Genomic DNA, 25,906 nt, shown 5'->3' on the forward strand with positions numbered 1-25,906 from the left:
CTCCGAATCGGATCTCGGGTCTTTCAGGCCGCGCAGCCCCCGCTGCGCGGCCTTCTCGATTTCAGGCCATGGCGACCGCGTCGCCGTCGCCCTCCAGATCGCGCGCCGCAGTGCGGGCGGTGGCCACGACACAGATCGCGGCAACATCGGCGCCCCGGTCCTGCCGGGCCACGCAATCCTCCAGCTGCACCGCGCCAAACCCGGCATCCGCCAGCAAGGACCGCAGATAATCCGGCGAATGGGCGAACCGCCGGGTCTCGCGCAACTCGACCTCGCCGTCGCCCCGCTCGACGGTAAAGGCCAGCCGTCCGCCCGGCTCCAGGCTGCCGGCGCACCAGGCGATGATCCGTTCCAGCGCGCCGACATAGTTGAACACATCCGCTGCCACGATCAGGTCAAACCGGTCCGGTCCGAGGACAATCTCGGTGATGTCGCGCTTTTCCAGCGCGTCGTAGATCCCCTTGCCGCGTGCTTCGGCCAGCATCCCCGCCGATATGTCCCAGCCTTCCAGCCAGTCCGCCCGGTCGCGCAGCGCCAGACCCATCAGACCCGTACCGCAGCCCAGATCCAGCACGCGCCGGGCTCGCACGAAACCGGACCGGCTCAGGCTGTCGGCCAGCAGCCCCGGCCCGCGATAGTTCAGCCGCCCGACCAGCGCGGAGTCGAAGTTGGCGGCATATTGATCGAACAGCAGTTCCACAAAGGACGAGGGCATCGATTCCAGCGTCCCGACCCCGCGCGCCAACGCCCAACGCAGACGTGCGCCCAGGCGATCAGCCGGATCGGCCGCGACAGCCCGTTGCCAGGCGTCGGCGGCGGCCTCGCGCTGCCCGGCCTGTTCCAGCCATTCGCCCAGGCGGTACCATCCTGCCGCCCACCCCGGAACCAGCTCCAGCGCGCCGGTCATCACTTCCGCTGCGGCCTCGGGGGCGCCATGAGCGGCCATCGTTTCGGCATAGGCGGCGCGCCGGTCCGCGACCGGGTCGCCCGAAGGGAATGGCATTGAAACCATTTGTCAGACACTCGAAAATTCGCCGTTCTTGTGCCGGATGGCCATGCGACGGGTGACATGCGACGGGGCGCCAATTCCCCGGCGAGCGGGCATAAATACCTCTTCCATCGCCCTGTCAATCGGGCTTCTTCCGCCTCTCGCGAACCGAAGCAAGGACGTCTGGCCAACCGGTTGAAAGACCCTGGGTTCTACCCGTCAGAGAAGAGTCTTGACGTAATCCCATTCTGCGGCATCAATGGACATATTGTGTGTTCGAGAACGAGAATTAATCAGTGGCCTATTCCATTTCCGCCGCCGTCGGCGACAGCAAATCGAAATCCCCGAAACCCGCCAACAAGAAGAAGGACGTCGAACTGGTGCAGCTCATGCTGCTTGCCAACGGATATCCGCTTCCGATTACCGGGAGCGTCGACAGCGCCACGCTGAACTGCATCACTGCGTTCCAAAGGAAGGGCGGCAAGATCAAACAGCCCGATGGCGTGATCCAGCCGGGCGACGCCACGTGGAAGGCCGGGCTGCCCAAGCTCACCCGCCGCGCGAAGGAACTCGAAAGTTTCGAGGCCTACGAGGTGGTCGAGAACGGGAAGAAAAAGCTCATCACCGTCCAGGAATTCATCCGCATCGAGGAAGAGACCAAGTCGCGCATCCTGCGCCGGGCGCGGTCCATGTCCTGCGATGCCGAGAACATCTACGACCTGATCCGCGAGATGCACAGCGCCGCGGACGGCAGCCAGGGCTACGTCAACGCCTTCGTCAGCCTGGGTATCCGGATGGCGAAGAACATTGAGATCCCCTCGGACTCCGCCGCGCTCGACGCCAAGGCGGCCGCCGACCTGATTATTGCTTACGCCGACCGTTCCAAGCCGGACTGGGCCAAGGTCAACGCCCAGCACAAGAAGGCGGTCGAGCTTCTGAACAAGGCCAAGAAGGAATGGGCGGCCTACGAGAAGAAATTCGTCAGCGGGGCCGAGGCCGGGCTGATGGGCGCCACGATCACCCGCGATGTCAGCTTCGCGGTGCTGGAGGTGCTGGCCACCGGCTATCTGGTGACGACGCGCGGGATGCCTCTGACGCAGGCCAATGCCTTGGCGGCAGCAGGCTGTGAGGGGCTCAAGACCGGGGCAGGGGAGGTCGGCGAATATGCGGCTAACGACACCTTCGACCCCAAAGGCTCGGCCCGGCGCATCATCGGCAATACAGCCATCGCCGGGGCCGCCGCGCTGGTCGGGGGCAAGCTGACCGGGCCGGTGATGAAGAAGATCGCCGGCAAGCTTGGCGAACAATTCGCCCGCCGCGTGTCGGCGCGCGCCGCCAACTATGCCTGGCCCTTCGTGGAGAAAGTCATCGACAGCCAGGTCGGTCAGGCTCTGATCGAGAACGCGACCAAAGAAACCATCAAGCTGTTCCAGAAGCCGATCTCGGAAGGAAAGATGCCCTCCGAGCAAGACATCGTGAACGGGGCGATCAATGTCCTCACCGGCAGCTTCTTCAAATGCGCGCCGGTCAAGGCCTTCGCCGATTTCGACGCGAACTGGCCCAAGAAGGCACTGTTCGAGCTGTCCGACAGCTACGCGCGCCCCGCCGTCAAGGCGATCAAGCTCCAGATGGTCAAGCACTATCCGACCGACGCGGTGAACGCGCTGATTTCCAAGGGCGGCAAGGACATCATCAACGAGGTGTCGACCAAGCTTCTGGAAAGCGCGACCACCATCGGGATGCAGGCCGCCTATGGCGGCGCGACCGGCACCGAGACGAAAGAGGCCGACTTCCGCAAACGCGCTGCCGCCGCCGTCCAGACCGACGCGCGCCTTGGCCGTGAATTCGAGGCCGCGGTTCTGGCCGAGGCCGAGCGTCGCCTGAAGAAGATGGAAAAGGCGCGCTGATCTCACTGCCGCCTGAGGCCGCAGCGCCAGTCAGGCGATGCGGCCTCGGCCCTTCATTTGCGCCTCCTCGCATTGCCTCTGCTCCAGCGATCACGCAGGATGGCCCGGTCTCGGTCGCGCTGACGGCCATCCCGGAACGCCCTGCACGAGGAGCAAAGCTTGTCCCATCCCGTATACGGCCGCATCGACGGCCCCATCGTCATCATTGGTTTCGGCTCGATCGGGCGCGGCACTTTGCCCCTGATCGAGCGCCATTTCGACTATGACGCCGATCAGCTGGTCGTCATCGAACCCAACGACGACGTCGCCAACTTCCTGCACCAGCGTCGGATCCGGCACATCCAGACCGCCATCACCCGCGAGAACCACCGCGCGATCCTGGGCGATTTGTTCAAGGATGGCAAAGGCTTTTGCGTCAATCTGAGTGTGGATACATCCTCGCTCGACATCATGCGCCTCTGCCGCAAACTCGGAGTGCTCTACATCGACACCGTGGTCGAACCCTGGGCCGGCTTCTACTTCGAGACCACCGACAACGCGCAGCGCACCAACTACGCCCTGCGCCAGAGGGTACGCGACGAAAAGGCCGCCAATCCCGGCGGTCCCACGGCGGTCAGCTGCTGTGGCGCCAACCCCGGCATGGTCAGCTGGTTCGTGAAAGAGGCGCTGATGACGCTGTCTCGCGATCTCGGCCGGGATGACGCGATGCCCGCCAGCCGCGAAGGCTGGGCCGCGCTGATGCAATCCCTCGGCGTGAAGGGTGTCCACATCGCCGAACGCGATACCCAGGCTCGCCGAACCCCGCGCCCGCGCGGCACCTTCGTCAATACCTGGTCGGTCGAAGGCTTCATTTCCGAAGGCTTCCAGCCCGCCGAGCTCGGCTGGGGCACGCACGAAACCTGGTTCCCCGACAACGGCCACAGCCATTCCACCGGCTGCCGCGCCGGCATCTGGCTCGAACGTCCCGGCGCCATCACCCGCATCCACACCTGGTGCCCGACGCCTGGCCCCCAGTTCGGGTTCCTCGTCACCCATAACGAGGCGATCTCGATCGCGGACTACTACACCGTCGGCGCGCCCGAGGCCCCCGATTTCCGCCCGACCTGCCACTATGCCTACCACCCCTGCGACGATGCCGTGCTCTCGCTGCACGAAATGTTCGGCTCGGGCCGCCAGCAGACCGAACACCACATCCTAGCGCCGGACGAGATCGTCGAGGGCATCGACGAACTCGGCGTCCTGCTCTTCGGCCACGAGAAGAACGCGCTCTGGTACGGCTCGCGCCTCTCCAACGCCGAGGCCATGCGCCTCGCGCCCTACCAAAACGCCACCGGCCTGCAGGTCACCTCGGCAGTGATCGCCGGAATGGTCTGGGCGCTCGAAAATCCCAGCGCGGGCATTATCGAAACCGACGAGATGGACCACAGCCGCTGTCTCGAGGTGCAGCGCCCCTACCTCGGCCCGGTCGAGGCGCATTACACCGACTGGACGCCGCTGCAGGACCGCTGGGAACTGTTCCCCGAAGACATCGACGAATCCGACCCCTGGCTGTTCCGCAACGTGCTGGCCAGCTAGGCCACAGCCCCCTGCCGCCACGGCGGCGGGGGCTATTCGTCCACGTCGTCCATGTCCGACTGGCCCGAGATCATCCGGCGCACGTGGCTCCAGCCCATCCCTATGCCCAGCACCAGCGACAACGCCAGGATGCCGAGCCATATGTTCAGGCTGCGGTCCTCCAGCGTCAGCATCCCGAAATCGTAGAGCACCCAGAGTATCGCCGCCACCACCGCAAGGATCAGCAGCACTCCGAACGGTCCGATCGAGCGCAGGGTCGCCCGCAGATAGATGATATAGCCGATCAGCAACACCAGCCCCGACAGCACCACGACCGACCATTGCCGATCCGATCCGGCCATCGCCCAGCTGACGAAATTATAGTCCGTCGGGTTGTATGTCGCCGCCAGAAGCAGGAAGGCGAACAGCCAGCGCAGCAAGAAACCCATATGTCGCCTCCTTGGTTTGCGCGCAGACTCGCGCGAAGCCGCGCCCCTGTCCAGAGCTTCGCGCAGGTGCGGCGAAATTACGGTTTCGCTGCCGGTCTCACACCGCTATACGGGCGCGGGTTTGGCAAAAGGATTCCAGCTATGGCCAACGTGGTGGTTGTCGGCGCCCAGTGGGGCGACGAGGGCAAGGGCAAGATCGTCGACTGGCTGAGCGAACGCGCCGATGTGATCGCGCGCTTTCAGGGCGGCCATAACGCCGGCCACACGCTGGTCATCGACGGCAAGGTGTTCAAGCTCTCGCTCCTTCCGTCGGGCATCGTGCGCGAAGGCAAGCTCTCGGTCATCGGCAATGGCGTCGTGCTCGATCCCTGGCACCTTGTGAAAGAGATCGAGGGCCTGCGCGGTCAGGGGATCACCATTACGCCCGAGACGCTGATGATCGCCGAGAACACGCCGCTGATCCTGCCGATTCATGGAGAGCTCGACCGCGCGCGGGAGTCGCAGAACTCGGTCGCCAAGATCGGTACCACCGGCCGCGGCATCGGTCCGGCCTATGAAGACAAGGTGGGCCGCCGCGCCGTCCGCGTGGCCGACCTCGCCGACGACGCCACGCTGGAAGTACGCGTCGACCGCGCGCTGGTGCACCACAATGCGCTGCGCGCCGGGCTGGGACTGGAGCCGGTCGACCGCGAGCGTCTGCTCGCCGACCTGCGCGCCATTGCGCCCGCCGTGCTCGAATACGCCGCACCCGTCTGGAAGGTGCTGAACGAAAAGCGCAAGGCCGGCAAACGCATCCTCTTCGAAGGCGCGCAAGGAAGCCTGCTTGACATCGACTTCGGCACCTATCCCTTCGTGACCTCCTCGAACGTGATCGCCGGTCAGGCCGCCACCGGCACCGGCATCGGCCCGGGCGCAATCGACTTCGTCCTGGGGATCGTCAAGGCCTATACCACCCGCGTCGGCGAAGGCCCGTTCCCCGCGGAACTGAAAGACGCCGATGGCGAACGCCTTGGCCAGCGCGGCCACGAATTCGGCACCGTGACGGGGCGCAAGCGCCGCTGCGGCTGGTTCGACGCGGTTCTGGTGCGCCAGACCTGCGCGACCTCGGGCGTCAACGGCATCGCCCTGACCAAGCTCGATGTGCTCGACGGCTTCGACACGCTGAAAATCTGCGTCGCCTACGATCTGGATGGCGAACGGCTCGACCATCTGCCAATCGCCGCGGATCAGCAGGCCCGCTGCAAACCGATCTACGAAGAACTTCCCGGCTGGTCAGAATCGACCGAGGGCGCGCGTAGCTGGGCCGACCTGCCCGCCGAGGCGATCAAATACGTCCGCCGCGTCGAAGAGCTGATCGACTGCCCTGTCGCGCTGCTCTCGACCTCGCCGGAGCGCGAGGACACCATCCTCGTCACCGACCCCTTCGCCGACTGATGGCGCTGTCCTACAAGGCCCGCCGGCGCTGGTCGCTGGTCATCCTGCTGGTGGGCCTGCCGCTCTACATCGGCGTGGCGCTCTACGTCATCTCGCTCTTCGACCGCCCGCCTTTCTGGGCGGAGCTGGTCGTCTATATCGTGCTGGGTGTCCTCTGGGCGCTGCCCTTCCGGGCCGTCTTCCGCGGCGTCGGCAAGGAAGACCCAGATAAGAAATAGGCTACCCGGGAAAGGCGCGTCGCGCGCGCCGAAAACGGGTCACTTTCATTTTTTTGAGAAGAATCAATAATTTGACCCCCCGTCCTAGCTGGGACACTTGAATCCAGGCTTCCAAAACGCGAGCGGCGGCCCTCTGAGGGGCCGCCGCAGTGTTCCGAAATTCGGGCTGTTCAGCCGGCTGCGCGGCGGTCCGGACGATACCCGATATCATGCGCGGCGGTGAACCGCCCACCGCCTGTCTTCTCGATCTTGCCATCCCGCAGCAGCTGGCCAAAGGTGCGCAGCCCGTCCTCGCGGTTGAAATCCTGATTTTCCAGCTGCCGCACCTTGCGCATCAGCTGCGGGCGCGAGAACTGCTCCTGTCCCTCGACAAACGAAAGATAGGCCGCCGCCGCTTCCAGAAGCTGCGGCAACTCGGTCACGCCCTGTTCGCGGGCGAACTCGACGAACCCCTTGTCGTCGTCCTCTTCCTCGAGGTCGATCTCATGCGACAGGCGGCGCGGCTGCACCGGCGCCCGCTGGGTGCTCTCCAGATCCACGCGCTGTTCGGCCACCAGTTTCAGAGGGGCAGGGCGGCTGCCATCCGCCGGCCAGTCGGGGCGCTGGCCGGCCGCCGTGCCAGGCCGGCGCGGCCGCACCACGTTGGCAAGGTCGTCGCGATAGGCATCGTCGGTCGTCTGGGTATCCAGGGTCCGGCCGACCGACTTCTCGGCCTTGGCCACGGCCACGGCAGCACGCAGATGGCTGTAGGCCTCACGGCTCGACGAGCTTTCCGGCGTGTCCATCCGCTTCTGCGCATCCGCCATCAAGCGGGTAATGTCGCCGCCGGTCCCGGCCTCGCTGAAGCCGCGGGTGAACCGGTCGACAGAGCGGTCGTCGTCCTCCTCATCTTCGTCTTCATCGGTCTCGGTCAGTACGCCCGCCAGCTCACGCTCCAGCTCTGCCTCCTGTTCGGGGCTCAGCGCGGTGGTGCGCGACGGCGCCTCTTCCTCGTCGTCGTCAACCTCTTCCAGATCGCCTGCGGCGATCGCGGCGTCCAGTTCCGAGCGGCGGATTTTCAGCAGCCGGGGCGCGCCGCTGTCCTCCCCGTCGTCCATGATGTTGACGATTTCATCGTCAGCGGCGTCTTCCTGATGTCCATCCGTTTCCTTGTCATCGAACAGGGCCGCCGGCGCGCTGGCCTCGGGGTCCTCCTCGCCCTCATCCGCCAGGAAACGCGACAGGCGCAGCACGTCGCTTTCCGCAGTCTCCTGTACTTCGGTCGGGAAGGGCGTTTCCTCTGCCTCATCCACTGGAACCTCTGCGGGGTCATCCTCGAGCACGAACTCTTCCGACGCGCGCGCCACCGCGGTGACCGAGACCGGGCTCGCGAGCTCCTCGTCGTAAACCTCGTCCTCCGGACCATCCTCGGATGCCGCTTCCAGCATGGCGAGGGCGGCGCTGATCTCGGCGCTGGCGGCGATGTCGTCTGCGGTCTCCTCCGCTTCCATCGCGGCGTCATCCACGTCCATCGCGGCCGAGATTTCGATGATGTCGTCCCGCAGACCGCGCGGCGAAAGCGGCGCCTCGGCGTCCGGATCCTCGACAAAGCCGCCGCCCGGCGCAGCATCCGCCTGAGAGACCACGGCGCGGATGCGTTGCAGCTTGGCCGCAATGCTGTCGGCCATCGGCGGCTCGCCAACAGGAGCAGTCGGTCGCGCTGCCTGTTTCTCCGCCACGGGCTGCGCCGGAGCAGTCTCGGCCGGTTTCAGATCATCCGCGCGAAGGACGATTCGGTTGGAGTCCTGCCGGGCGCGCACCTGCCGGGTTATTTCCTTCTCAGCGATCCGGGCCAGCATATCGGCATCGGGCTGGGGCGGCTCCGCGCCGAAATACCGATCGTCGGCGGCCAGATCACGGAAATACTCCGCAATGGCCTTCATCGTGCCGAACGAATCCTCGAAGCCTTCCAGCGTGCAAGAGAACGTCCCGTAGGAAACGGTCAGGATCTTGTTGCTGTTCACCATGTCTCGCGCGTCCTTTGCCTGGAGTCTTGCCGGCATTAACCACACTCACGGGGTCAAAAGCGGCCCGAAACTGTGCCCTTCGACGTATGATTTTGTGGCCATATTGTGGTGACTCCCTGAAAATGCAATTAACTCGTACATGAGCGACACGATAGTAAAGTCCGACGCGCCGGTCACTCTCGTCGGCGGCGGAAACGTCGGGCCGGGCGATCTCTCGTCAGCCCTGCGTCTCGCCCCGACGTTGGTCGCAGCCGATTCCGGCGCCGGTGCGGCACTGCGCGAAGGCCATGTGCCGCAGGTGGTGATCGGCGATTTCGATTCCCTGACGTCCGAGGACAAGGAGCGTATTCCACCCGGCAGACTGTTTCCCATCGACGATCAGGATACCACGGATTTCGACAAGGCGCTCGAACGAATATCCGCGCCGCTCGTGCTGGGCGTCGGTTTTCTGGGCGCTAGGGTTGATCATCAACTCGCTGCCTTCAGTTCTCTGATGCGCTATCGCCAACAGTCCTGCATTCTCATCGGGCCAGAGGAGATCGTCATTCACATGCCGCCGCGCATCGCCTTTCCGGTCGACGCGGGCGAGGTTGTCTCGCTGTTTCCGCTGGCGCGCGTCACCGGCCGCTCGTCCGGACTGCAATGGCCCATCGACGGTCTGGTGCTCGAACCGGGCCGGCGCGTCGGCACGTCGAACCGGGCGCTGGGCGGCCCCGTGACGATTGACACCGACGGGCCCGGCCTGTTGGGCATCTTCCCGCGTCACAGGCTCGAGGCGGTGGCGCAGGCCCTCAGATCTCCGCGGGATGTGGCTCCGCGCTGAGATGCGCCTGCTGCGCACGGCGTGATTTTTCCTCGCGTGCAAGCCGCCCCTCGCGCAGGACAATATACAGCCCCGCGCCAATGGTGACACAGATCCCAAGCGCCGCAAGCCGGTTTGGCAGATCGCTGAAGATCAGCCACCCGATCAGCGTCGCGACCGGAATTTCGAGGTATTGCATCGGCGCCAGTGTGGCGGAGGGCGCAAAACGCAGCGACCATGTCATCAGCAGGTGGGCACCGCTGCCCAGCACGCCGATAATCATCAGCAGCAACCACTCCCGTCCATCCGGCGCAATCATTTCCAGCGGTGCCCAGCCCAGAACGTCGCCCAGCAGCATGAGCGGCGCCAGGATGGCGACGGCCAGCGCACCGCTGACCGTCTGCAATCCGACAGGGTCGGTTTCCTTGGCGATCTGGCGTGTGACCAGCATGAACACCGAGAAATTCACCGCCACCGCGACCGGCCAGAGCGCCGGCCATCCGACCGTGGCGAAACTTGGCTGGATCACCATCAGCGTGCCGCCGAAGCCCACGGCGCAGGCGATCAGCCGCCGCGCGCCAACCTCTTCGCCCAGCACGTATTTCCCAAGCAGCAACATGATGAAGGGCATCACGAAGGCGATCGCGACAGCATCCGCCAGCGGCAGGTATTTCAGTGCCGTGAACATCGCGCCAATCCCAAGGATGTGAAGCACCGTCCGCAGCGCCGTCAGAGCCAGCACCCGGCCCCGCATCCGCCAGGCCCGACGGCCCAGCCAGACCAGCGGGATCAGAATCACGACCTGAACGGCGAACCGGATCAGCAGCAATTGGCCGAGTGGCACGCTCTGCCCGATCAGCTTGGCCACCGCATCGCCCATCGGCGCGACGACGCAAAAGCCCAGCATCAGCAGGATTCCAAGGATCGGTCGGTCTACATTCATATTCCGAACGCTAGATGCAGCTCCCGCACCGCGCAACAATTGTGTGACTGATTTGACGTTTGCCGGTTCGGCGGTCGCATCTGGTAAGCCGCGCCGAGCGATGGTTAAGGTGTGAAGGTGAGGAAATACGCCTGGCCGGATCGGTCGGGGACAAGGGGAGGACGAAATGGAAAAGATCGGATTCATCGGCCTGGGCCGCATGGGGCTGCCGATGGCGTCGAACATGGTGAAGAAGGGGTTCTCCCTGATCGTGCACGACATCAACGGCGCGGCGGTGGACAGCCTCGTCGACCTCGGCGCCGACCGGGGCGCCAGCGTGGCCGATGTGGCGGCGCAGGCCGACATCATCATCACCATGTTGCCGAACTCCGCCATCGTCACCCAGGTGATCGAAGGCCCGGACGGCATCCTCTCGGCCGCGCGGCCAGGTGCACTGGTCATGGACATGAGTACGGTTTCGCCCGATACCACGGACTCTGCCGCCCGCGCCTGCAAAGCGAAAGGGCTGGGCTTTGTCGACGCTCCGGTCGGGCGGCTTGCCAGCCACGCCGACGAGGGAAAGTCGCTTTTCATGGTCGGGGCCTCCGACGCCGACTTCCAGCGCGTGAAACCGGCGATGGAGGCTTTGGGGACAACCATCTATCACTGCGGCGATTGCGGCACGGGCACGCGGACCAAGATCGTCAACAACTTCCTCGCCGTCTCGCTCTGCCAGCTGAACGCCGAGGCGCTGACACTGGCGCAGGGCCTGGGGCTGGACCTCGAGAACACGCTGGACGTCCTGCACGGCACCACCGCGACCAACGGCCAACTCAAGGTCAACTGGGCCTCGAAGTGCCTGATCGGCGACACCAAGCCGGGCTTCACCATCGACCTCGCCCACAAGGATCTGACGCTGGTGGTGGAGTCCGCCAACGCCGCCAGGGTGCCGATGCCGATGGCGGCGGCGGCGCGCGAGGCCTTCTCGCAGGCCCGCGCCCGCGGCTTCGGCGCCACCGACTTTTCGGGTATGCTCGACGCCGCCTGCGACGCCAATGGCCTGACCCCGCCGCGCCTGCCGCACAACTCGCGCCACCGGGTCTGAGCGATGGCCGATACCACATGGAAGGACGATATTTACAGCGTCCTGAAAAGCCACGACGTGCGCCACATCGCCTATGTCCCCGACGCCGGCCATGCGGCGGCGATCAAGTTGGCCGAGGCCGACACCGACATGACTGCGGTGGTCCTGACCACCGAAGAAGAGGGCATCGGCTATCTCGCCGGTGTCCACCTGGGCGGCCAGCGCGGCGCGCTGCTGATCCAGTCGTCCGGTGTCGGCAACTGCATCAACACGCTGGCCCTGAACCAGATGGCCCGCATCCCGCTCCTGATGGTCGTCACGATGCGCGGCGACTGGGCCGAGTTCAATCCCTGGCAGAACCCGATGGGGCAGGCGACCGAATCCGTCCTGCGCAGCATGGGCGTGCTGACCTGGCGCGCGGACAGCGCCCAGGACGTGGTGCCGCTGCTGAACGGCGCCGCGGGCATGGCCTTCAACGGCGACCAGGCCTGCGCGCTGCTCTTGGGCCAGCGACTGATCGGAGAGAAGAAATGGGTGAAGTGACTGCTCTGGACCGCCGCGCGGCGGTGGCGGCCCTGCTGGAGGGGCGCAAGGACCTGCTGGTGGTGACCGGTCTCGGCTCTGCCTCCTACGACGTGATGGCGGCAGGGGATCACGCGATGAACTACTATCTCTGGGCCGCGATGGGCTCGGCCATGACCGTCGGCCTCGGGCTGGCGATGACCCAGACCGACAAGTCCGTTCTGGTCATCACCGGCGATGGCGAGGCGCTGATGGGCTTTGGCGCGCTGGCGACCATCGCTGTCAAGGCCCCGCGCAACTTGACCATCGCGGTGCTCGACAACGGCCATTTCGGCGAGACGGGCATGCAGGAAAGCCACTCCGCCCGCGGCATCGAACTCGACCGCGTGGCCGAGGCCTGCACCTTTCCCCGCACCCTGCGCGTCACCACGATGGATCAGGTTGAAACCCTGCGCACCCATGTCGCCGCCCGCGACGCGCTGACGCTCGCCACCATCAAGATTCGCGCCGACAACCCGCCCCGCGTGCTGCCGCCCCGCGACGGCCCCTACATCAAGAACCGTTTCCGCGAGGCGCTGGGGTTCAGCCCGATCTGACCCTCAGCAATTCGGCACGTTGACCGCCAGACCGCCCAGCGAGGTTTCCTTGTATTTCTCGCTCATGTCCGCCCCGGTCTGGCGCATCGTCTCGATACAGGCGTCCAGCGGGACCAGATGCGTGCCGTCGCCCCGCAGCGCCAGCGAGGCCGCGCTCACCGCCTTGATCGCGCCCAGTCCGTTGCGTTCGATACAGGGCACCTGCACCAGGCCTTTCACCGGGTCGCAGGTCATGCCCAGGTGATGCTCCAGCGCAATCTCGGCGGCATTCTCCACCTGCGCCGGTGTGCCACCCATCACGGCGCACAGCCCGGCGGCCGCCATTGCGCTGGCGCTGCCGACCTCCGCCTGGCATCCGGCCTCGGCCCCGCTGATGGAGGCGTTGTATTTCACCAGTCCGCCAATTGCGGCTGCGGTCAGCAGGAAGTCTTCCACATGCGCGCTCGACGCTCCGGGCACGTGATCGAGGTAATATCGCAGCACTGCCGGCACCACCCCCGCGGCCCCGTTGGTCGGCGCGGTGACCACCTGACCGCCGGCGGCGTTCTCTTCGTTCACTGCCATTGCATAAGCGCTCATCCAGTCGTTGATCACATGCGGCGGTGTGAGATTCAGTCCGCGCTCCGCCACCAGAGCGTCGTGGATCGCCTTCGCCCGCCGCTTGACGTACAGGCCGCCGGGCAGGGTGCCCTCGGTCGACAGGCCCCGGTCGATGCAATCGCTCATCACCTGCCAGATCCGCGCCGTCCCCGCCCGCAGGTTTGCCTCGCCATTGCGGGCAATCTCGTTCGCACGTTTCATCGCTCCGATCGACTTGCCCGAGCGGCGAGCCATGTCCAGCATTTCAGAGGCGCTCTTGAACGGGTAGGGCACGGGCGCGCCCTCATCGGTCGCCTTGCCGGCCGCCAGTTCCTCCTCTGTCATCACGAAGCCACCGCCGATGGAGTAATAGACCTGGCTGAGGATAACGTCGCCCTGTGCGTCGGTCGCCATCAGGATCATGCCATTGGCATGGCCGGGCAGGGTGCGGTCATAGTCAAAGACCAGATCCCGGGACGGGTCGAAGCGCAGTTCCGGCAGGCCCTCCGGTGTGACCCTCTTCCTCGCGGCGATGTCTTCCAGCGCGGCAGCAGCCTTGTCGGCGTCATAGCTCGCCGGCTCGAAACCGGCGAGGCCCAGTATTGTCGCCCGGTCGGTGGCATGGCCTACCCCGGTGAAGGCCAGCGAGCCGTGCAGGCTGGCCCTGACTCCGGCAAAGGTGAAGGGCGCGGCGCGCATCTGCTGGAGAAACCGCGCGGCGGCCACCATCGGCCCCATCGTGTGGCTCGACGAGGGACCGATGCCGACCTTGAACATATCGAAGACAGAGAGAAACATCAGGTGGCCGATCCTTCCGGAGGAGAAGCAAGTTGCGGGGCAGTAAAGGGCCGCGGCCCGAGCCCTTCGGCAGCAGCTGCGGCCCGCGTGGCCGGGCGGCCTTCCAGCCCGCCCAGGAGAGCCGAAAGGTTCCGCGTATCCTCCAGTTGGAACCAGCTGCGGTCAAAGGTGCGCGGGTAGAGCGCCATCCAGCGCATCAGACAGGCGATGTACCAGCACAGTCCCGAAGGCGACGCTGCGTCAAACCAGGCAGGTCGGGCACCCGCCACTGCGTCGAGAGTCGCCAGATGCCGCGCCAGGCGATTCTGCATCTGCGATACCAGCAGAGCCTGCGCGCCCGGATCCTCGCCGATATAGCTGGCTGGATAGAAGGTGACGCGCAAATCGGCATGCAGGGTGTTGGACGCAAAGAACAGCCATTTGAGATAGTCGCCCCTTGCGGCATCGGCGGGTTCTGGGGCGAAGCCATGCCGATCGTGCAGCCACAGCAGGATTGCCGCCGTCTCGAAGATTGCGCCTTCGGGCGTTTCAAGGACCGGGATCAACCCGTTCGGGTTAAGCCGCAGATAGTCCGGCGCCTTGTGACCCGTCCGGGTCCGGTCGACCAGCGCCGTTTCATAGGACAGTTGACGGTCCTCCAAAAACAGGCGGATGACCAGCGAGGCGTTGTCGGGGGCATAGTGCAGGCGGTAGAACGGGCGCATGGACGCTTGGATAGCGCATAACTTAGTCCTCGCGAGGCCAAAACCGACATTCGGCGGAGATTTGCGCTTCCGCGCGCCAGCGGGCACCCAGCGTCTGCGTCGCGCCGCCGATTGTGCCGACCAAGACGACAAAGACCGGGGAGCGCGTCCAATTCTCGCTCGCCCCGTCGCGCCATCTCTCTTATAAGCCCGCCAAACAAACCGGAGTCGGCCCGATGCGCGGAACGCTTTCACCCATCGACAAGGCAAAGTACGCGGCCGCCCGTCGCGCGGCCGAACTGGTCGAGGACGGAATGCGCGTCGGTCTCGGCACCGGCTCCACCGCTGCCTGGCTGGTGCGGTGCCTTGGCGAGAAGGTACGCGACGAGGGCCTGCGGATCCGCGGCGTCCCGACCTCTACCCGCACCGCCGCCCTGGCGCGCGATGTCGGTCTCAACGTCATCGGTCTGGACGAAGCGCGCTGGCTCGACATCACCATCGACGGCGCCGATGAATTCGATGGCGATCTGAACCTGATCAAGGGCGGCGGCGGCGCCCTTTTGCAGGAAAAGATCGTCGCCGCAGCCTCGGACATGATGGTGGTGATCGCCGACGCCGGCAAGGAGGTCGAGACGCTGGGCGCCTTCCCCCTGCCGATCGAAGTTATCCCCTTCGGCTGGCAGACGACGCAGGCGCTGGTTGAAGAAACACTGATTTCGCTGGATGTGCTCGGCCGCAACACCTCGCTGCGCATGAACGGCGCAAGTCCCTTCGTGACGGATGAGGGCAACTATATCCTCGATCTGCACCTCAACCGCATCGGCAATCCGCGCCAGCTGGCCCTGGTGATCAACCAGATGCCCGGCGTGGTGGAAAACGGGCTGTTCATCGATATCTGCGACATGGTCTGCATCGGTTTCGGGGATGGCCGCGTCGAGATGCGCGATATCAACAAGGGCACCATCGCGCACGAACGCCTCGATTTCACCGAGACGGACAACCTGTTCAGCGATCTCGCCGACTGAACCTCTGCCTGGCGCTGCAACCGTGGCGGCCGCGATGGTCGCGCCTTCGGCGCGAGGCCTCCGGCGGAGGTATTTTTGAACCAGAGAAGGCGGGGGCGCCGGCGCTACGGGACAAGGGCGGCGCACAGCGACCCAAAGGCGCATGCGACCTGACCCAAATGTGATCCATCCCCCTTGGAAGGAAGCGCCGCAATGCCCAAGTTCTATGGTCATGAACCGGCGCTTGTGAAATAAACCGGCGGAGCGGATGTCTGGGACAGGCGACGGATGACTTTCGACTATGATCTTTTCGTGATTGGCGGCGGCTCGGGCGGGGTCCGGGCCGCGCGGGTGGCTGCGGGGGAAACCGGCGCAAAAGTCGCACTGGCAGAGGAAGACCGCTATGGCGGGACCTGCGTCATTCGCGGGTGTGTGCCCAAAAAGTTGATGGTCTTTGCCTCTGAGTTCTCGCACCTCTCGGCCAACGCGGCAGGATACGGCTGGAACATTCCGCAAGGCACCTTCGACTGGACCGCGTTCCGCACCCGGCTTGATGCAGAGCTGGACCGGCTTGAAGGCATCTACCGACGTCTTCTGAACACTGCCGGGGTCGAGACCTTCGACACCCGCGCCACACTGGTCGACGCGCATACAGTGCGATTTGCGAATGGCGACACCAGGACGGCCAAGCATATTCTTGTCGCAACTGGCGGCCATCCGACCCTGCCCGACATCGACGGCAAGGAACTGGCGATCACCTCGAACGACATCTTCCATTTGGACAGCCTGCCCGAGACGATGCTGATTGTCGGCGGTGGCTTCATCGCCTGCGAGTTCGCCTGCATTCTCGCCGGGATGGGCGTGAAGGTGACGCAGTTCTACCGCGGCGATCAGATTCTGCGTGGCTTTGATGACGAGGCACGCAACCTTCTGGCGCACGAGATGCGCCGCAAAGGCGTCGATCTGCAGGTGAACATCAACGTCACCGGGATCGAGCAGGATGGCGACGCAGTCAGGGTCACGGATACCAACGGCGATACCCGGACTTTTGGCAAGGTGCTGTTCGCGACCGGACGCGCGCCCAATACTGCGGGTCTGGGGCTCGTCGAACTGGGTGTCGAGTTGAAACCGGGCGGCGCCATCGCGGTCGACGACTACAGCCAGACCGCCGTTCCGTCCATCTATGCGATCGGCGATGTGACGGATCGCGTCAACCTGACCCCGGTGGCGATCCGCGAAGGTATGGCCTTTGTCGACACCGTGTTCCGTGGCAGGCCGACGCCGGTCGATCACGACCTGATCCCCAGCGCGGTCTATACCCAGCCCGAACTGGGCACCATCGGTATCACCGAGGAACAGTTGAGCGAACCGGCGGAAATCTATTCGACCACCTTTCGACCGATGCAGACCGCGTTTATCGGTTCGGAGGATCGGGTGCTGATGAAACTTATCGTCAGCAAGGAAACGCGCCGCGTTCTTGGCTGTCATATCGTCGCACCCAACGCGGGCGAGTTGATCCAGATGGCCGGCATCGCGATCAAGATGGGCGCGACAAAGGAAGATTTCGATCGCACCGTTGCGGTGCATCCCACGATATCGGAGGAAATCGTGACGATGCGAACGGCGGTGCGCAGCGTCTGATTGGACGCGACAACCAATCCGGGTATAAGTGATTGCCGCGGCGCGCCGCGGCTGCAAGAGGAGAAACACACGGCATGGCGGGCAACAGTGGCGGCCCCTGGGGGGGCGGAGGCTCTTCCGGCGGCGGAGGCAACCGGGGCAACGGCGGCGGGGACGATCGCAACAACGGGGGCGGGCGCCGCCCGGAAGGGCAGGGAATTCCCGAAATCGACGATCTCGTCCGCAAGGGCCAGGAGCAGCTGCGCGTCCTGATGGGCGGACGCGGCGGCAACGGTGGCGGCGCCAACGGCCCGCGCCGGCCGGGCGGGCCGATGTTCACCCGTGGCACCGTCGGTCTTGGTGTGATCGCCGCCGTGGTGGTCTGGGGGCTCGCCAGCTTCTATACGGTCAAGCCCGAAGAGAAATCGGTCGAACTGTTCCTGGGCAAGTTCTCGGGCATCGGCGAGCCGGGTCTGAACTTCGCGCCCTGGCCGCTGGTCACCGCCGAGGTGATCCCGGTCACGCGCGAACAGACCGAACAGATCGGAGTCGGCCGTTCCGGGGGCCGCGATGATGACGGGTTGATGCTGACCACCGACGAGAACATCGTCGACATCGACTTCCAGGTGGTCTGGAACATCACCGATCCCGCCAAATACCTGTTCAATCTCGCCGAGGCCAAGGAAACCATCCGCTCCGTCAGCGAGTCGGCCATGCGCGAGGTCATCGCCAAGTCCGAACTGGCGCCCATCCTGAACCGCGACCGCAAAAGCATTGCAGACGACGTTCAGATGCTGATCCAGACCACGCTCGACAGCTATAACTCGGGCGTGAACGTGGTGCGTGTCAACCTCGACAAGGCTGACCCGCCCGGTTCGGTGATCGACGCCTTCCGCGATGTGCAGGCGGCCGAGCAGGAGCGCGACCGCCTCGAACGGCAGGCCGACGCCTATGCGAACCGCGTTCTTGCCGGTGCCCGCGGTGAAGCCGCGCAGGTGCTGGAAGAGGCCGAAGGATATCGCGCCCAGGTCGTCAACGAGGCCGAAGGCGAGGCAAGCCGCTTCTCTGCCGTGCTCGAAGAATACCTCAAGGCGCCTGACGTGACACGCAAGCGTCTCTATATCGAGACGATGGAGGAAGTTTTCGGAAATCTTGACAAGATCATTCTCGATGAAGGCGCCGGCAACGGTCAGGGCGTAGTGCCCTATCTGCCGCTGAACGAGCTGCGTCGATCCGCACCCGAGAAGGAAAACCAGTGATGCGCAAATCGACATTCATTCTTCCCGTCATCGTTGTCCTTGTCATCGCCGCGCTGTCTTCGGTCTTCATTGTGGACGAGCGTGAAAAGGCGCTGGTCCTGCAATTCGGCCAGATCAAGAGCGTCAAGGAAGACCCGGGCCTGGCCTTCAAGATTCCGCTGATCCAGGAAGTTGTCCGCTACGACGACCGCATCCTGTCGCTCGACACCCAGCCCACCGAGGTTACGCCCTCGGACGACCGCCGCCTCGTCGTTGACGCCTTCGCGCGTTATCGCATCGCCGATGTGGTGCGCTTTCGGCAGGCTGTGGGCACGGGCGGGCTGGTGGTGGCCGAGGATCGGCTTCAGGACATCCTGAACGCGCAGGTGCGCGCCGTTCTGGGTTCCGAAGGGGTGACGTCCAACACCATACTTTCGTCCGACCGCTCTGCGTTGATGGCGCGGATCACCGCCTCGACCCAAGTGCTGGCCGCGCCGCTGGGTCTCGAAGTGGTGGATGTCCGACTCAAGCAGACGGCCCTGCCCGAGCAAAACCTTGCCGCAACTTTCGACCGGATGCGCGCCGAGCGCGAGCGCGAGGCGACTGACGAACGCGCCCGCGGCGAGGAAGCCGCGCAGCGCGTCCGCGCGCAGGCCGACCGCACCGTGGTGGAGCTTGTGTCCGAGGCGCGCAAGCAGGCCGAGATCACCCGTGGCGAGGCCGACGCACAGCGCAACGCCGTCTTTGCCGAGGCTTTCGGAAAGGATCCGGAGTTCTTCGAATTCTACCGCTCTCTGAATGCCTATGTGAAGGCGTTGAAGGGCAGCAATTCGTCGATGGTCATCTCGCCGAACTCCGAATTCTTCAACTACCTGAAATCGCCCAGCGGCGCCGAAGCCGATGCCGCAGCCGGCGTCAACCGGTAAGGCGCGCGCTTGGGCAAGGTTCTTGTCGCATTCGGTCTTGTGCTGATCGTGGAAGGCGCGATCTGGGCGCTTGCACCGTCGAGCGTCGAGAAGATGCTTCAGGCCCTGCGCGACCTGCCCGAACCAGCGCGCCGCCAACTTGGCGCGCTGGCCGTCGTGACGGGACTGATCCTGCTTTGGCTCGCCCGCTCCATCGGCGGCTGAAGTCAGGGCACGGTCGGTCACATAAGCTTGAAGCTCCGTAACGGACTTTCCGGGGCCGGGCAAAGGGACTACATTGTTGCCAATGCGGCGGCGCCGCGCCCCGTGCCATGCGGTGTCGCCTCCCATCGAGTGAGGAGATTACACGTGCAGCCAAAGGCCATTTCGCGAACCCGCACCCTCAGACCCGCAAGCGACGCGCCAGTGCGAGTCTTCTGGTTCGGCATTCTTGCGCTGCTTGTCCTGTTCCTGCAGGCCACGCTGGCCCAGGCCCGCCCCGACAGTCTCGCCCCGCTGGCCGAACAGATCAGCCCCTCGGTCGTCAACATAACCACCTCGACCGTCGTCGAAGGCCGCACCGGGCCCCAGGGGATCGTGCCCGAAGGATCGCCCTTCGAGGATTTCTTCCGCGACTTCCAGAACCGCAACAACCCCAACGGCGAAGCACCGCGCCCTCGCCGATCGTCCGCGCTGGGCTCGGGGTTCGTGATCTCCGAAGACGGCTTTGTGGTCACCAACAATCACGTCATCGACGGCGCGGACGAGATCGAGGTCGAGTTCTTCTCTGGCAAGAAATTCCCCGCCAAGGTCGTGGGCACCGACAAGAACACCGATATCGCTCTTCTCAAGGTCGAGGCCGATGCCCCGCTGCCCTTCGTCAGCTTCGGTGACAGCGATGCCGCCCGGGTCGGCGATTGGGTCATGGCGATGGGCAACCCGCTGGGCCAGGGTTTCTCGGTCAGCGTCGGTATCGTTTCGGCCCGCAATCGTGCGCTCTCGGGCACCTATGACGACTTCATCCAGACCGATGCCGCCATCAACCGGGGCAACTCGGGCGGGCCGCTGTTCAACATGGATGGCCAGGTCATCGGCGTGAACACCGCGATCCTGTCGCCCAACGGCGGCTCCATTGGCATTGGTTTCTCCATGGCGTCCAACGTGGTGTCCAAGGTTGTGGGCCAGCTCAAGGAATTCGGCGAAACCCGGCGCGGGTGGCTCGGTGTGCGCATTCAGGACGTGACTGATGACGTGGCCGAGGCGATGGGTCTTGAAAAGGCCACGGGCGCGCTGATCACCGATGTTCCCGATGGGCCTGCCAAGGAAGCCGGTATGCTTTCGGGCGACGTCATTACCAGCTTTGACGGCGTCGAGGTTGCGGATACCCGTGCCTTGGTCCGGCAGGTTGGCAACACACAGGTCGGCAAGGCCGTGCGCGTCGTTGTCTGGCGCGATGGCAAGACCCAGACGCTCAGTGTGACACTGGGCCGCCGCGAGGATGCCGAACGCGATACAAGCGCCGAAAGCGAAGGCTCGGAGGACAAACCGGACGTGACCGAAAAGTCGGTTTTGGGGCTCACTCTCAGCCCGCTGACCGACGACAAGCGCGGCGAACTGAACCTCAGCGATGACGCCGAGGGACTGCTGGTCACCGCTGTCGATGAGACCTCGGAAGCCTTCGAGAAGGGCTTGCGCGCGGGCGATCTGATCACCGAAGCCGGTCAGCAGAAGGTAACCAAACTGTCCGATCTCGATGCCCGCATCGCCGAGGCCTCCGAAGCCGGGCGCAAGTCGCTCCTGCTTCTGATCCGTCGTGCCGGCGAACCGCGCTTCGTCGCGCTTTCGCTCGAATAAAAGTAACGGGAGCCAGCCGCAAACGAATGAGGCCATGTGCTCTCGCACATGGCCTTTTTCGTTTTGAAATGCTTGCTGAAACGGCCTTCTGAAAACCAAGGCACTCCTTCGGCCGCTACAGGCCGGTCCCGGCAAATGGCCGGAGAACTCTTTACAGAACCAAGACACTCATTACGTCACACGCCTTGTTACTCTTCACTCTACCGCCGGTTTCCCGGTCTGTTCCTGTCGGCGCGGGTGGCCAGGGACGGGGAAAGGGCCAGCCCGCGCCGATCAGGGTGTGTCAGAACCGCGCCGCATGAACGTGGGGAGGAGCGATGCGTCACTTGCGGTTCCTTCTTTCGTTGAGGCCGCTCTGGTTGGGATGGGACGGGGCGACCTCATGCGTTCACAATCGCATCGGGGGACGCCAGCGTATGTGACCTGGTTCACAGAGGTCAAAAAACACCGGGATTGGATTTAAATATTTGATTTTGATGGATAAAAAATGTGACAACTATCGTTTTCCGCGCGGACGCTGGGCCCGCTTGCCAAACGTACTTCAGACTCGAGAGGTATTGACGGTCAGAACTGATCCGGATCTGCAAGGGCGTGCAGGGCCGGCCGGTCCACGACCATCAGCGCCCCGCGCGCGGAATCGACAACGCCCAGTTTCTTCCAGCCCGAGAGTGTCTTGGACACTGCCTCCCGGGTGGCGCCGACGAACTCCGCCAGTTCCGACTGACTGAGCGCCAGCGTGCTTGCCCCGCCTTCGGGGCGCTCGGTCAGATACAGGATCTTGCGCGCCAGACGGGTCGGCATCGGCAGGAAGACCTGTTCGTTCAGCTGCCGGTCCATCCAGCGCATCCGCTGGCCGGCCAGGTGAATCAGGTCGATCGCCAGTTCGGGTTCTTCCCGCACCTGATCCAGCACGTCGTCATATCGCACCCGCCGCAACACCGAAGGCTCCAGCGCCGTCACCGTCGCGGTGCGCTCGCCCGGATCGAACAGCGCGATCTCTCCGAACAGCGCGCCCGGCCGCAGCATGTTCAGCGCCAGCTTGCGTCCGTCCATCGAGAGCACGCTGACTTCCAGCAGCCCGTCGATCAGCGCATAGATTTCACGCGCCTCATCGCCCTGTTCGAACAGGACGTCACCTTGGTTCAGCTTCACCTCGTTGGCCAGCGAGGTCAGCATGTCGAGCAGCGTTTCGGAAGCCTGGCTCAGAAAACCGGACTTGGGCAGTTTATCGGTGAGCATGGGCGCGTCTCCTGAGGCTCGGCCAGACTAGCAAAGACGTCCCGTGGCACAAGGATTTTGCGCAGGCGATCAGGCGTTGTCCGGTTGCGGCAGCAGCCCCAGCTTGCGCGCGGCCTCCACCGAGAGGGCAGAAGACCAGATGCCCAGCGTGGCCTGATAGGACCGCACCGCCTCGTCCGTGGCTTCGCTTTGACTGCCGGTGATCGGCCCATGATACAGCCCGCGCGCAGCCAGCGCGCGCTGCACCGATGCGATGAACTCCGGCGTCAGAACCTCGGGGCAGGGCACCTGATAGCGCCGGGGCGTGCCGTCCGGCAGGCGCTCATCCTTCCAGCAGGCGCCGTCCGGCGCGACCAGATCCAGTTGGGACACGGTTTCCGGCTCCCGCGCCGCGCAGGCGCTCAGGAATAAGGCCGCCAGAAGGGCGGGCCGAAGGACAGGATTCATGCTCGATGGCCTCTGACGGGCGGTTTGCGCCAGTCTACCCCACCGGACCCTCCTGCGCCAAGTCCTGCTTTCCGGCCACCAGAAGCAGGTCCAGCATGGCCGAAATATCCTCGACCTCTTCCGCGATCACATGCACCACCCCATATGCGCGCTGCACCCGTCCGATCACGCGCAGCATCCGCCCGGCAATCACCGCGCGGCGAAAGCGCTCGTACATCTTGCGCCAGACGATCACGTTGACCACGCCCGTCTCGTCTTCCAGCGTGATGAAGATGACCCCCTTTGCGGTCCCCGGCCGCTGACGCAGGATCACCAGCCCCGCCACCGCGATGCGTGCGCCCTCGGGCGGGTCCGCAAGCCGGCTGGCGGGGAGGGCGGCCGGCGGGCGCGGCCAAGGTGGCTGGAGGCGACTGGCTGTCATGAGAACAAAATTAGAACAATCTATGCATCTGTCCAGCGGTACAATGGGATGACAGATTTGGGTGGCGTCAGGCGGAACGCTTGGCTAGGAAGTTACCGCAGGAATCGGAAGGAGTCCGCCGCATGGCCAAGATCACATATATCGAGCATAACGGCACCCGGCACGAAGTCGAGGTTGCCAATGGCATGACGGTGATGGAAGGCGCGCGCGACAACAACATTCCCGGCATCGAAGCCGATTGCGGCGGCGCCTGCGCCTGCTCGACCTGCCACGTCTATGTCGATCCTGCCTGGGCCGGTAAACTGCCGCCCAAGGAAGACATGGAAGAAGACATGCTCGATTTCGCGTGGCAGCCCGATCCAGCACGCTCGCGCCTGACCTGCCAGTTGCGCGTCACCGATGCACTCGACGGACTTGTCGTGCAGATGCCCGAAAAGCAGATCTGATGGCGGGGCGGGGCCCGGCGCACCGCCACATCCTCGTTGCCATTACACTCGCCTGGGCGGCAATCGCTTCCGGCACTTCTGCCTGCGAGGCCCGCTTCCCGCCTGGCGGGTTTCCGGGCCGCACGGCGCAGGCCGAATTCTACAACCCGCGCTCGGACGGCCCGCACGAGAATTGGGCGCCTGAAAAGACCCGGCTCGAGTTTCACGCGGGCTTCGCGCAGGAAAGCGTGGAATACGATCACCACATCCTCGGCAGCCTCGGCGATATGAAACTGCTGACGATCCACGTCCGCCTACCTGACTCCAACCGCATCACCTGTCCCGCCGAAGCGCTGCTCGGTCCCGGCGAGGTCTTCGAGGATATTGCCCCGCGCATCGTCGATATCGACAACGACGGTATGCCTGAGGTCATCGTGGTGCAGACCGATATCCGCCGCGGCGCCCGCCTGGCGATCTACGACCGCCGTGCGCATCTGGTCGCGGCGACGCCCTATATCGGCCAGACCCATCGCTGGCTCGCGCCGCTTGGTGCTGATGATCTCGACGGCGACGGCAACGTCGAAATCGCCTACGTCGACCGCCCGCATCTTGCCCGCATCCTGCGGGTCTGGCGGTTTAGGAACGGCACGTTGACCGAACTGGCGCAGGCACCGGGGCACACCAACCACGCCATCGGCGAGGAAACGATTTCGGGGGGCCTTCGCTTCTGCGATCTGCGCAACGAGATCGTGACCCTAAGCCCCGATCGCAGGCGCATTCTGGTCACGACGCTCGCTGAAGACCGCCTGACAACCCGCGACCACGCCGCCTTTACCGGACCCGGGAGCCTGACAAGCGCACTGCTCTGCCGCTAGGCCACCGCCTGCGCGCGCAGCAGGGCAAAGCGCCCTGCCAGCGCCAGAATTCCGAGGGCTGACAGCGCGATAACGGGCCAGTTGTCCTGTGGTAGATTCGCCGCAATCACGCCTGTCAGTGCCCAGATTACCGCCAGCGGATAAGCCCACTCGCGCGGCCGCAGGCCCTGCACGAACAGCGCCACGATCAACACGGCGACCAGCATCACCAGTGCCGAGACCTGCGGCGAGAGGATGCCATAGCCGCCCAACACCACGCCAGTACCGACTCCGGTCGCAGCGGTCAGCCACCCGGCATAGAGCGCAACGGGACGAACCTGCCAGAGGGTGGCCGAAGTGCCGGCGCGGTGCATCGCGAGAACCGCCAGCACCGCCATGACGACGATCATCGCCGTCGCCCAGACGGGCGAGACATTGGCAACCGCGACCCAGAACGTGCCGATGGCCAGACTGCCAATCAAGGGCGCCCGCATGGCGCGCCAATCCGGATCGTCCGCCGCCTTCAGCAGCCCCCAGAGGGCGCCCGCTATCAGCCAGAGATAGATCAGTCCCCAGATGCCAAAAGCCCACCCCGCCGGCTGCACCGGCGGAGAGGTCACCATGACCGGAAATTGCTCGGGGCTATACCCCGCAAAACCCGGCGTCAGAAGTGGCGACAGGGCAAAGGCGATCGAAGCGATCACGACGCCGACGGCTAGTCCGCGATTTGTCATTCTGACGCCCTCCCCTCGCTATCGGCCGGCCGCATCGTTGCCACCAGTTCGGCGACCTTCACGCCGAATTTGCGCATTTCCGACTTGTTCATGATAACGCCGTTGTCCATCAGATACAGCCAGTCGATCACGTCCAGCCTGTGCCCGCCGGCATCCTCTGGCAGGACAATGGTATACTCCAGCCTCAGGGTCGCCCCGGACAGGACACCGCGCGCTTCGCCCACGAGATCGTCGGCGATTGCAGTCAACGTCGTTTCGCCGGTGCGGGTCATGACCCACTTCCGGCTCTGTGTCCGGCCGGTCGCATAGGTGAATTCCTCGGTCAAGGTGCCGCTGTCACCGCTCCACTCGCCGCGCATCCGCGCCACGAAACGGCTGGCGAGTTTGCCGTCGGGGCCAAAGATCACTCCTTCTGACAGGATATCGCCTGAAAGATGGTTGCCAGGATCGAAGGTGGGCCCGGTAGAACGGTAATCCGCCGGGAGCTGCGCCCGAAAGCTGAAGAACATGCTTTTCGCGAGAACCGCGATCAGGGCCAGCGCAAGCAGAACGACAACGAGTTTCATTGCAACCAGTCCTCCGATGCCATCGCCGGGTCAGCATTGTAAATTCCGGGTGCGGGC

General features: G+C 64.7%; 27 protein-coding genes. 16 read left to right on the forward strand and 11 right to left on the reverse strand.

All coding sequences use genetic code 11. From position 1 onward, the window contains the following. Positions 1-61 precede the first annotated feature (61 nt). Positions 62-1,003: a methyltransferase domain-containing protein gene (locus tag ACFO5X_RS15355; RefSeq protein WP_380718425.1), complete on the reverse strand. Its 942-nt coding sequence runs from the start codon at positions 1,001-1,003 to the stop codon at positions 62-64. Between the two features lie 281 nt (positions 1,004-1,284). On the opposite strand from ACFO5X_RS15355, the gene ACFO5X_RS15360 reads away from it, so the two are divergent. Next, on the forward strand, positions 1,285-2,895 hold the full coding sequence (locus ACFO5X_RS15360) for a peptidoglycan-binding domain-containing protein (protein WP_380718427.1): 1,611 nt from the start codon (positions 1,285-1,287) through the stop codon (positions 2,893-2,895). Between the two features lie 159 nt (positions 2,896-3,054). Then, positions 3,055-4,470 (forward strand): homospermidine synthase, encoded by a 1,416-nt coding sequence (locus tag ACFO5X_RS15365; RefSeq protein ID WP_380718430.1) that lies wholly within the window; start codon positions 3,055-3,057, stop codon positions 4,468-4,470. A 32-nt stretch (positions 4,471-4,502) separates the two neighbouring features. Here the strand turns inward: ACFO5X_RS15365 and ACFO5X_RS15370 are convergent, their stop codons facing one another. Next, positions 4,503-4,898: a DUF6524 family protein gene (locus ACFO5X_RS15370; protein ID WP_380718432.1), complete on the reverse strand. Its 396-nt coding sequence runs from the start codon at positions 4,896-4,898 to the stop codon at positions 4,503-4,505. Between the two features lie 141 nt (positions 4,899-5,039). Between ACFO5X_RS15370 and ACFO5X_RS15375 the strand changes: the two genes are divergently transcribed. Beyond that, positions 5,040-6,332 carry an adenylosuccinate synthase gene (locus ACFO5X_RS15375; RefSeq protein WP_380718434.1) on the forward strand — a complete coding sequence of 431 codons (1,293 nt, stop codon included), beginning with the start codon at positions 5,040-5,042 and terminating at the stop codon, positions 6,330-6,332. Continuing rightward, positions 6,332-6,550 carry a DUF2842 domain-containing protein gene (locus ACFO5X_RS15380; RefSeq protein WP_380718436.1) on the forward strand — a complete coding sequence of 73 codons (219 nt, stop codon included), beginning with the start codon at positions 6,332-6,334 and terminating at the stop codon, positions 6,548-6,550. The genes ACFO5X_RS15375 and ACFO5X_RS15380 overlap by 1 nt, the downstream gene beginning before the upstream one ends. A gap of 170 nt (positions 6,551-6,720) precedes the next feature. Here the strand turns inward: ACFO5X_RS15380 and ACFO5X_RS15385 are convergent, their stop codons facing one another. Further along, the gene (locus tag ACFO5X_RS15385) at positions 6,721-8,556 is read right to left on the reverse strand and encodes a hypothetical protein (RefSeq protein WP_380718438.1); all 1,836 of its coding nucleotides are present in this window, start codon (positions 8,554-8,556) and stop codon (positions 6,721-6,723) included. A gap of 139 nt (positions 8,557-8,695) precedes the next feature. On the opposite strand from ACFO5X_RS15385, the gene ACFO5X_RS15390 reads away from it, so the two are divergent. Beyond that, complete coding sequence (locus tag ACFO5X_RS15390; protein WP_380718440.1) at positions 8,696-9,379, forward strand: thiamine diphosphokinase; 684 nt, start codon at positions 8,696-8,698, stop codon at positions 9,377-9,379. Here the strand turns inward: ACFO5X_RS15390 and ACFO5X_RS15395 are convergent. Then, positions 9,348-10,301 carry a DMT family transporter gene (locus ACFO5X_RS15395; protein WP_380718442.1) on the reverse strand — a complete coding sequence of 318 codons (954 nt, stop codon included), beginning with the start codon at positions 10,299-10,301 and terminating at the stop codon, positions 9,348-9,350. The genes ACFO5X_RS15390 and ACFO5X_RS15395 overlap by 32 nt on opposite strands. 166 nt (positions 10,302-10,467) lie before the next feature. On the opposite strand from ACFO5X_RS15395, the gene ACFO5X_RS15400 reads away from it, so the two are divergent. The 3 genes from ACFO5X_RS15400 to ACFO5X_RS15410 are packed head-to-tail and all read left to right on the forward strand — an operon-like array spanning position 10,468 to position 12,482. Continuing rightward, complete coding sequence (locus tag ACFO5X_RS15400; protein WP_380718444.1) at positions 10,468-11,385, forward strand: NAD(P)-dependent oxidoreductase; 918 nt, start codon at positions 10,468-10,470, stop codon at positions 11,383-11,385. A 3-nt stretch (positions 11,386-11,388) separates the two neighbouring features. Then, positions 11,389-11,907, forward strand: coding sequence for a thiamine pyrophosphate-binding protein (locus ACFO5X_RS15405; RefSeq protein WP_380718446.1), 519 nt, complete (start codon positions 11,389-11,391; stop codon positions 11,905-11,907). Further along, positions 11,895-12,482, forward strand: coding sequence for a thiamine pyrophosphate-dependent enzyme (locus ACFO5X_RS15410; RefSeq protein ID WP_380718448.1), 588 nt, complete (start codon positions 11,895-11,897; stop codon positions 12,480-12,482). Before ACFO5X_RS15405 ends, ACFO5X_RS15410 begins: the two co-directional genes overlap by 13 nt. 3 nt (positions 12,483-12,485) lie before the next feature. Here ACFO5X_RS15410 and ACFO5X_RS15415 read toward each other — a convergent pair whose 3' ends face one another. Continuing rightward, positions 12,486-13,859 (reverse strand): L-serine ammonia-lyase, encoded by a 1,374-nt coding sequence (locus ACFO5X_RS15415; protein WP_380718449.1) that lies wholly within the window; start codon positions 13,857-13,859, stop codon positions 12,486-12,488. Next, positions 13,859-14,563, reverse strand: coding sequence for a glutathione S-transferase family protein (locus ACFO5X_RS15420; protein WP_380718451.1), 705 nt, complete (start codon positions 14,561-14,563; stop codon positions 13,859-13,861). Before ACFO5X_RS15420 ends, ACFO5X_RS15415 begins: the two co-directional genes overlap by 1 nt. Positions 14,564-14,778: 215 nt before the next feature. Between ACFO5X_RS15420 and rpiA the strand changes: the two genes are divergently transcribed. The 6 genes from rpiA to ACFO5X_RS15450 all read left to right on the forward strand — a co-directional run bounded on the left by rpiA (position 14,779) and on the right by ACFO5X_RS15450 (position 21,163). Beyond that, on the forward strand, positions 14,779-15,567 hold the full coding sequence (gene rpiA, locus ACFO5X_RS15425) for a ribose-5-phosphate isomerase RpiA (RefSeq protein WP_380718453.1): 789 nt from the start codon (positions 14,779-14,781) through the stop codon (positions 15,565-15,567). A gap of 267 nt (positions 15,568-15,834) precedes the next feature. Next, positions 15,835-17,187: a glutathione-disulfide reductase gene (gor, locus tag ACFO5X_RS15430; protein ID WP_380718455.1), complete on the forward strand. Its 1,353-nt coding sequence runs from the start codon at positions 15,835-15,837 to the stop codon at positions 17,185-17,187. A gap of 74 nt (positions 17,188-17,261) precedes the next feature. Then, positions 17,262-18,425 carry an FtsH protease activity modulator HflK gene (gene hflK / locus ACFO5X_RS15435; RefSeq protein WP_380718457.1) on the forward strand — a complete coding sequence of 388 codons (1,164 nt, stop codon included), beginning with the start codon at positions 17,262-17,264 and terminating at the stop codon, positions 18,423-18,425. After that, the gene (hflC, locus tag ACFO5X_RS15440) at positions 18,425-19,330 is read left to right on the forward strand and encodes a protease modulator HflC (protein WP_380718459.1); all 906 of its coding nucleotides are present in this window, start codon (positions 18,425-18,427) and stop codon (positions 19,328-19,330) included. Before hflK ends, hflC begins: the two co-directional genes overlap by 1 nt. A gap of 9 nt (positions 19,331-19,339) precedes the next feature. Continuing rightward, the gene (locus ACFO5X_RS15445; protein WP_380718461.1) at positions 19,340-19,534 is read left to right on the forward strand and encodes a DUF2065 domain-containing protein; all 195 of its coding nucleotides are present in this window, start codon (positions 19,340-19,342) and stop codon (positions 19,532-19,534) included. 144 nt (positions 19,535-19,678) lie between these two features. Beyond that, positions 19,679-21,163, forward strand: a complete 1,485-nt coding sequence (locus ACFO5X_RS15450) for a DegQ family serine endoprotease (protein ID WP_380718463.1) — start codon at positions 19,679-19,681, stop codon at positions 21,161-21,163. Between the two features lie 564 nt (positions 21,164-21,727). On the opposite strand, the gene ACFO5X_RS15455 is transcribed toward ACFO5X_RS15450, so the two are convergent. From ACFO5X_RS15455 to ACFO5X_RS15465, 3 genes are all read right to left on the reverse strand, one after another. Next, entirely contained in the window at positions 21,728-22,402 is a 675-nt protein-coding gene (locus tag ACFO5X_RS15455) for a Crp/Fnr family transcriptional regulator (RefSeq protein ID WP_380718465.1), read from the reverse strand. Between the two features lie 69 nt (positions 22,403-22,471). After that, positions 22,472-22,774, reverse strand: a complete 303-nt coding sequence (locus tag ACFO5X_RS15460; RefSeq protein ID WP_380718467.1) for a peptidoglycan-binding protein — start codon at positions 22,772-22,774, stop codon at positions 22,472-22,474. Between the two features lie 109 nt (positions 22,775-22,883). Beyond that, positions 22,884-23,270: an OB-fold nucleic acid binding domain-containing protein gene (locus tag ACFO5X_RS15465; RefSeq protein ID WP_380718469.1), complete on the reverse strand. Its 387-nt coding sequence runs from the start codon at positions 23,268-23,270 to the stop codon at positions 22,884-22,886. Between the two features lie 122 nt (positions 23,271-23,392). Between ACFO5X_RS15465 and ACFO5X_RS15470 the strand changes: the two genes are divergently transcribed. Then, on the forward strand, positions 23,393-23,716 hold the full coding sequence (locus ACFO5X_RS15470) for a 2Fe-2S iron-sulfur cluster-binding protein (RefSeq protein WP_380718471.1): 324 nt from the start codon (positions 23,393-23,395) through the stop codon (positions 23,714-23,716). After that, positions 23,716-24,570 (forward strand): FG-GAP repeat domain-containing protein, encoded by an 855-nt coding sequence (locus ACFO5X_RS15475; RefSeq protein WP_380718473.1) that lies wholly within the window; start codon positions 23,716-23,718, stop codon positions 24,568-24,570. The genes ACFO5X_RS15470 and ACFO5X_RS15475 overlap by 1 nt, the downstream gene beginning before the upstream one ends. Here the strand turns inward: ACFO5X_RS15475 and ACFO5X_RS15480 are convergent. Together ACFO5X_RS15480 and ACFO5X_RS15485 are read right to left on the reverse strand one after the other, a co-directional pair. Then, on the reverse strand, positions 24,567-25,283 hold the full coding sequence (locus tag ACFO5X_RS15480; protein ID WP_380718475.1) for a hypothetical protein: 717 nt from the start codon (positions 25,281-25,283) through the stop codon (positions 24,567-24,569). The genes ACFO5X_RS15475 and ACFO5X_RS15480 overlap by 4 nt on opposite strands. Next, complete coding sequence (locus ACFO5X_RS15485; protein WP_380718477.1) at positions 25,280-25,849, reverse strand: DUF3833 family protein; 570 nt, start codon at positions 25,847-25,849, stop codon at positions 25,280-25,282. Before ACFO5X_RS15485 ends, ACFO5X_RS15480 begins: the two co-directional genes overlap by 4 nt. Between the last annotated feature and the right edge of the window lie 57 nt (positions 25,850-25,906).

The organism is Seohaeicola nanhaiensis, assembly GCF_042654245.1.
Lineage (GTDB): Bacteria > Pseudomonadota > Alphaproteobacteria > Rhodobacterales > Rhodobacteraceae > Seohaeicola_A > Seohaeicola_A nanhaiensis.

What these genes read in the sequence shown, in the direction of transcription:
- ACFO5X_RS15355 (WP_380718425.1), bottom strand. Translation starts at nt 1,003, where the DNA reads ATGCCATTCCCTTCGGGCGACCCGGTCGCGGACCGGCGCGCCGCCTAT.
- ACFO5X_RS15370 (WP_380718432.1), bottom strand. Translation starts at nt 4,898, where the DNA reads ATGGGTTTCTTGCTGCGCTGGCTGTTCGCCTTCCTGCTTCTGGCGGCG.
- ACFO5X_RS15375 (WP_380718434.1), top strand. Translation starts at nt 5,040, where the DNA reads ATGGCCAACGTGGTGGTTGTCGGCGCCCAGTGGGGCGACGAGGGCAAG.
- ACFO5X_RS15380 (WP_380718436.1), top strand. Translation starts at nt 6,332, where the DNA reads ATGGCGCTGTCCTACAAGGCCCGCCGGCGCTGGTCGCTGGTCATCCTG.
- ACFO5X_RS15385 (WP_380718438.1), bottom strand. Translation starts at nt 8,556, where the DNA reads ATGGTGAACAGCAACAAGATCCTGACCGTTTCCTACGGGACGTTCTCT.
- ACFO5X_RS15390 (WP_380718440.1), top strand. Translation starts at nt 8,696, where the DNA reads ATGAGCGACACGATAGTAAAGTCCGACGCGCCGGTCACTCTCGTCGGC.
- ACFO5X_RS15395 (WP_380718442.1), bottom strand. Translation starts at nt 10,301, where the DNA reads ATGAATGTAGACCGACCGATCCTTGGAATCCTGCTGATGCTGGGCTTT.
- ACFO5X_RS15400 (WP_380718444.1), top strand. Translation starts at nt 10,468, where the DNA reads ATGGAAAAGATCGGATTCATCGGCCTGGGCCGCATGGGGCTGCCGATG.
- ACFO5X_RS15405 (WP_380718446.1), top strand. Translation starts at nt 11,389, where the DNA reads ATGGCCGATACCACATGGAAGGACGATATTTACAGCGTCCTGAAAAGC.
- ACFO5X_RS15410 (WP_380718448.1), top strand. Translation starts at nt 11,895, where the DNA reads ATGGGTGAAGTGACTGCTCTGGACCGCCGCGCGGCGGTGGCGGCCCTG.
- ACFO5X_RS15415 (WP_380718449.1), bottom strand. Translation starts at nt 13,859, where the DNA reads ATGTTTCTCTCTGTCTTCGATATGTTCAAGGTCGGCATCGGTCCCTCG.
- ACFO5X_RS15420 (WP_380718451.1), bottom strand. Translation starts at nt 14,563, where the DNA reads ATGCGCCCGTTCTACCGCCTGCACTATGCCCCCGACAACGCCTCGCTG.
- rpiA (WP_380718453.1), top strand. Translation starts at nt 14,779, where the DNA reads ATGCGCGGAACGCTTTCACCCATCGACAAGGCAAAGTACGCGGCCGCC.
- gor (WP_380718455.1), top strand. Translation starts at nt 15,835, where the DNA reads ATGACTTTCGACTATGATCTTTTCGTGATTGGCGGCGGCTCGGGCGGG.
- hflK (WP_380718457.1), top strand. Translation starts at nt 17,262, where the DNA reads ATGGCGGGCAACAGTGGCGGCCCCTGGGGGGGCGGAGGCTCTTCCGGC.
- hflC (WP_380718459.1), top strand. Translation starts at nt 18,425, where the DNA reads ATGCGCAAATCGACATTCATTCTTCCCGTCATCGTTGTCCTTGTCATC.
- ACFO5X_RS15455 (WP_380718465.1), bottom strand. Translation starts at nt 22,402, where the DNA reads ATGCTCACCGATAAACTGCCCAAGTCCGGTTTTCTGAGCCAGGCTTCC.
- ACFO5X_RS15465 (WP_380718469.1), bottom strand. Translation starts at nt 23,270, where the DNA reads ATGACAGCCAGTCGCCTCCAGCCACCTTGGCCGCGCCCGCCGGCCGCC.
- ACFO5X_RS15470 (WP_380718471.1), top strand. Translation starts at nt 23,393, where the DNA reads ATGGCCAAGATCACATATATCGAGCATAACGGCACCCGGCACGAAGTC.
- ACFO5X_RS15475 (WP_380718473.1), top strand. Translation starts at nt 23,716, where the DNA reads ATGGCGGGGCGGGGCCCGGCGCACCGCCACATCCTCGTTGCCATTACA.
- ACFO5X_RS15480 (WP_380718475.1), bottom strand. Translation starts at nt 25,283, where the DNA reads ATGACAAATCGCGGACTAGCCGTCGGCGTCGTGATCGCTTCGATCGCC.
- ACFO5X_RS15485 (WP_380718477.1), bottom strand. Translation starts at nt 25,849, where the DNA reads ATGAAACTCGTTGTCGTTCTGCTTGCGCTGGCCCTGATCGCGGTTCTC.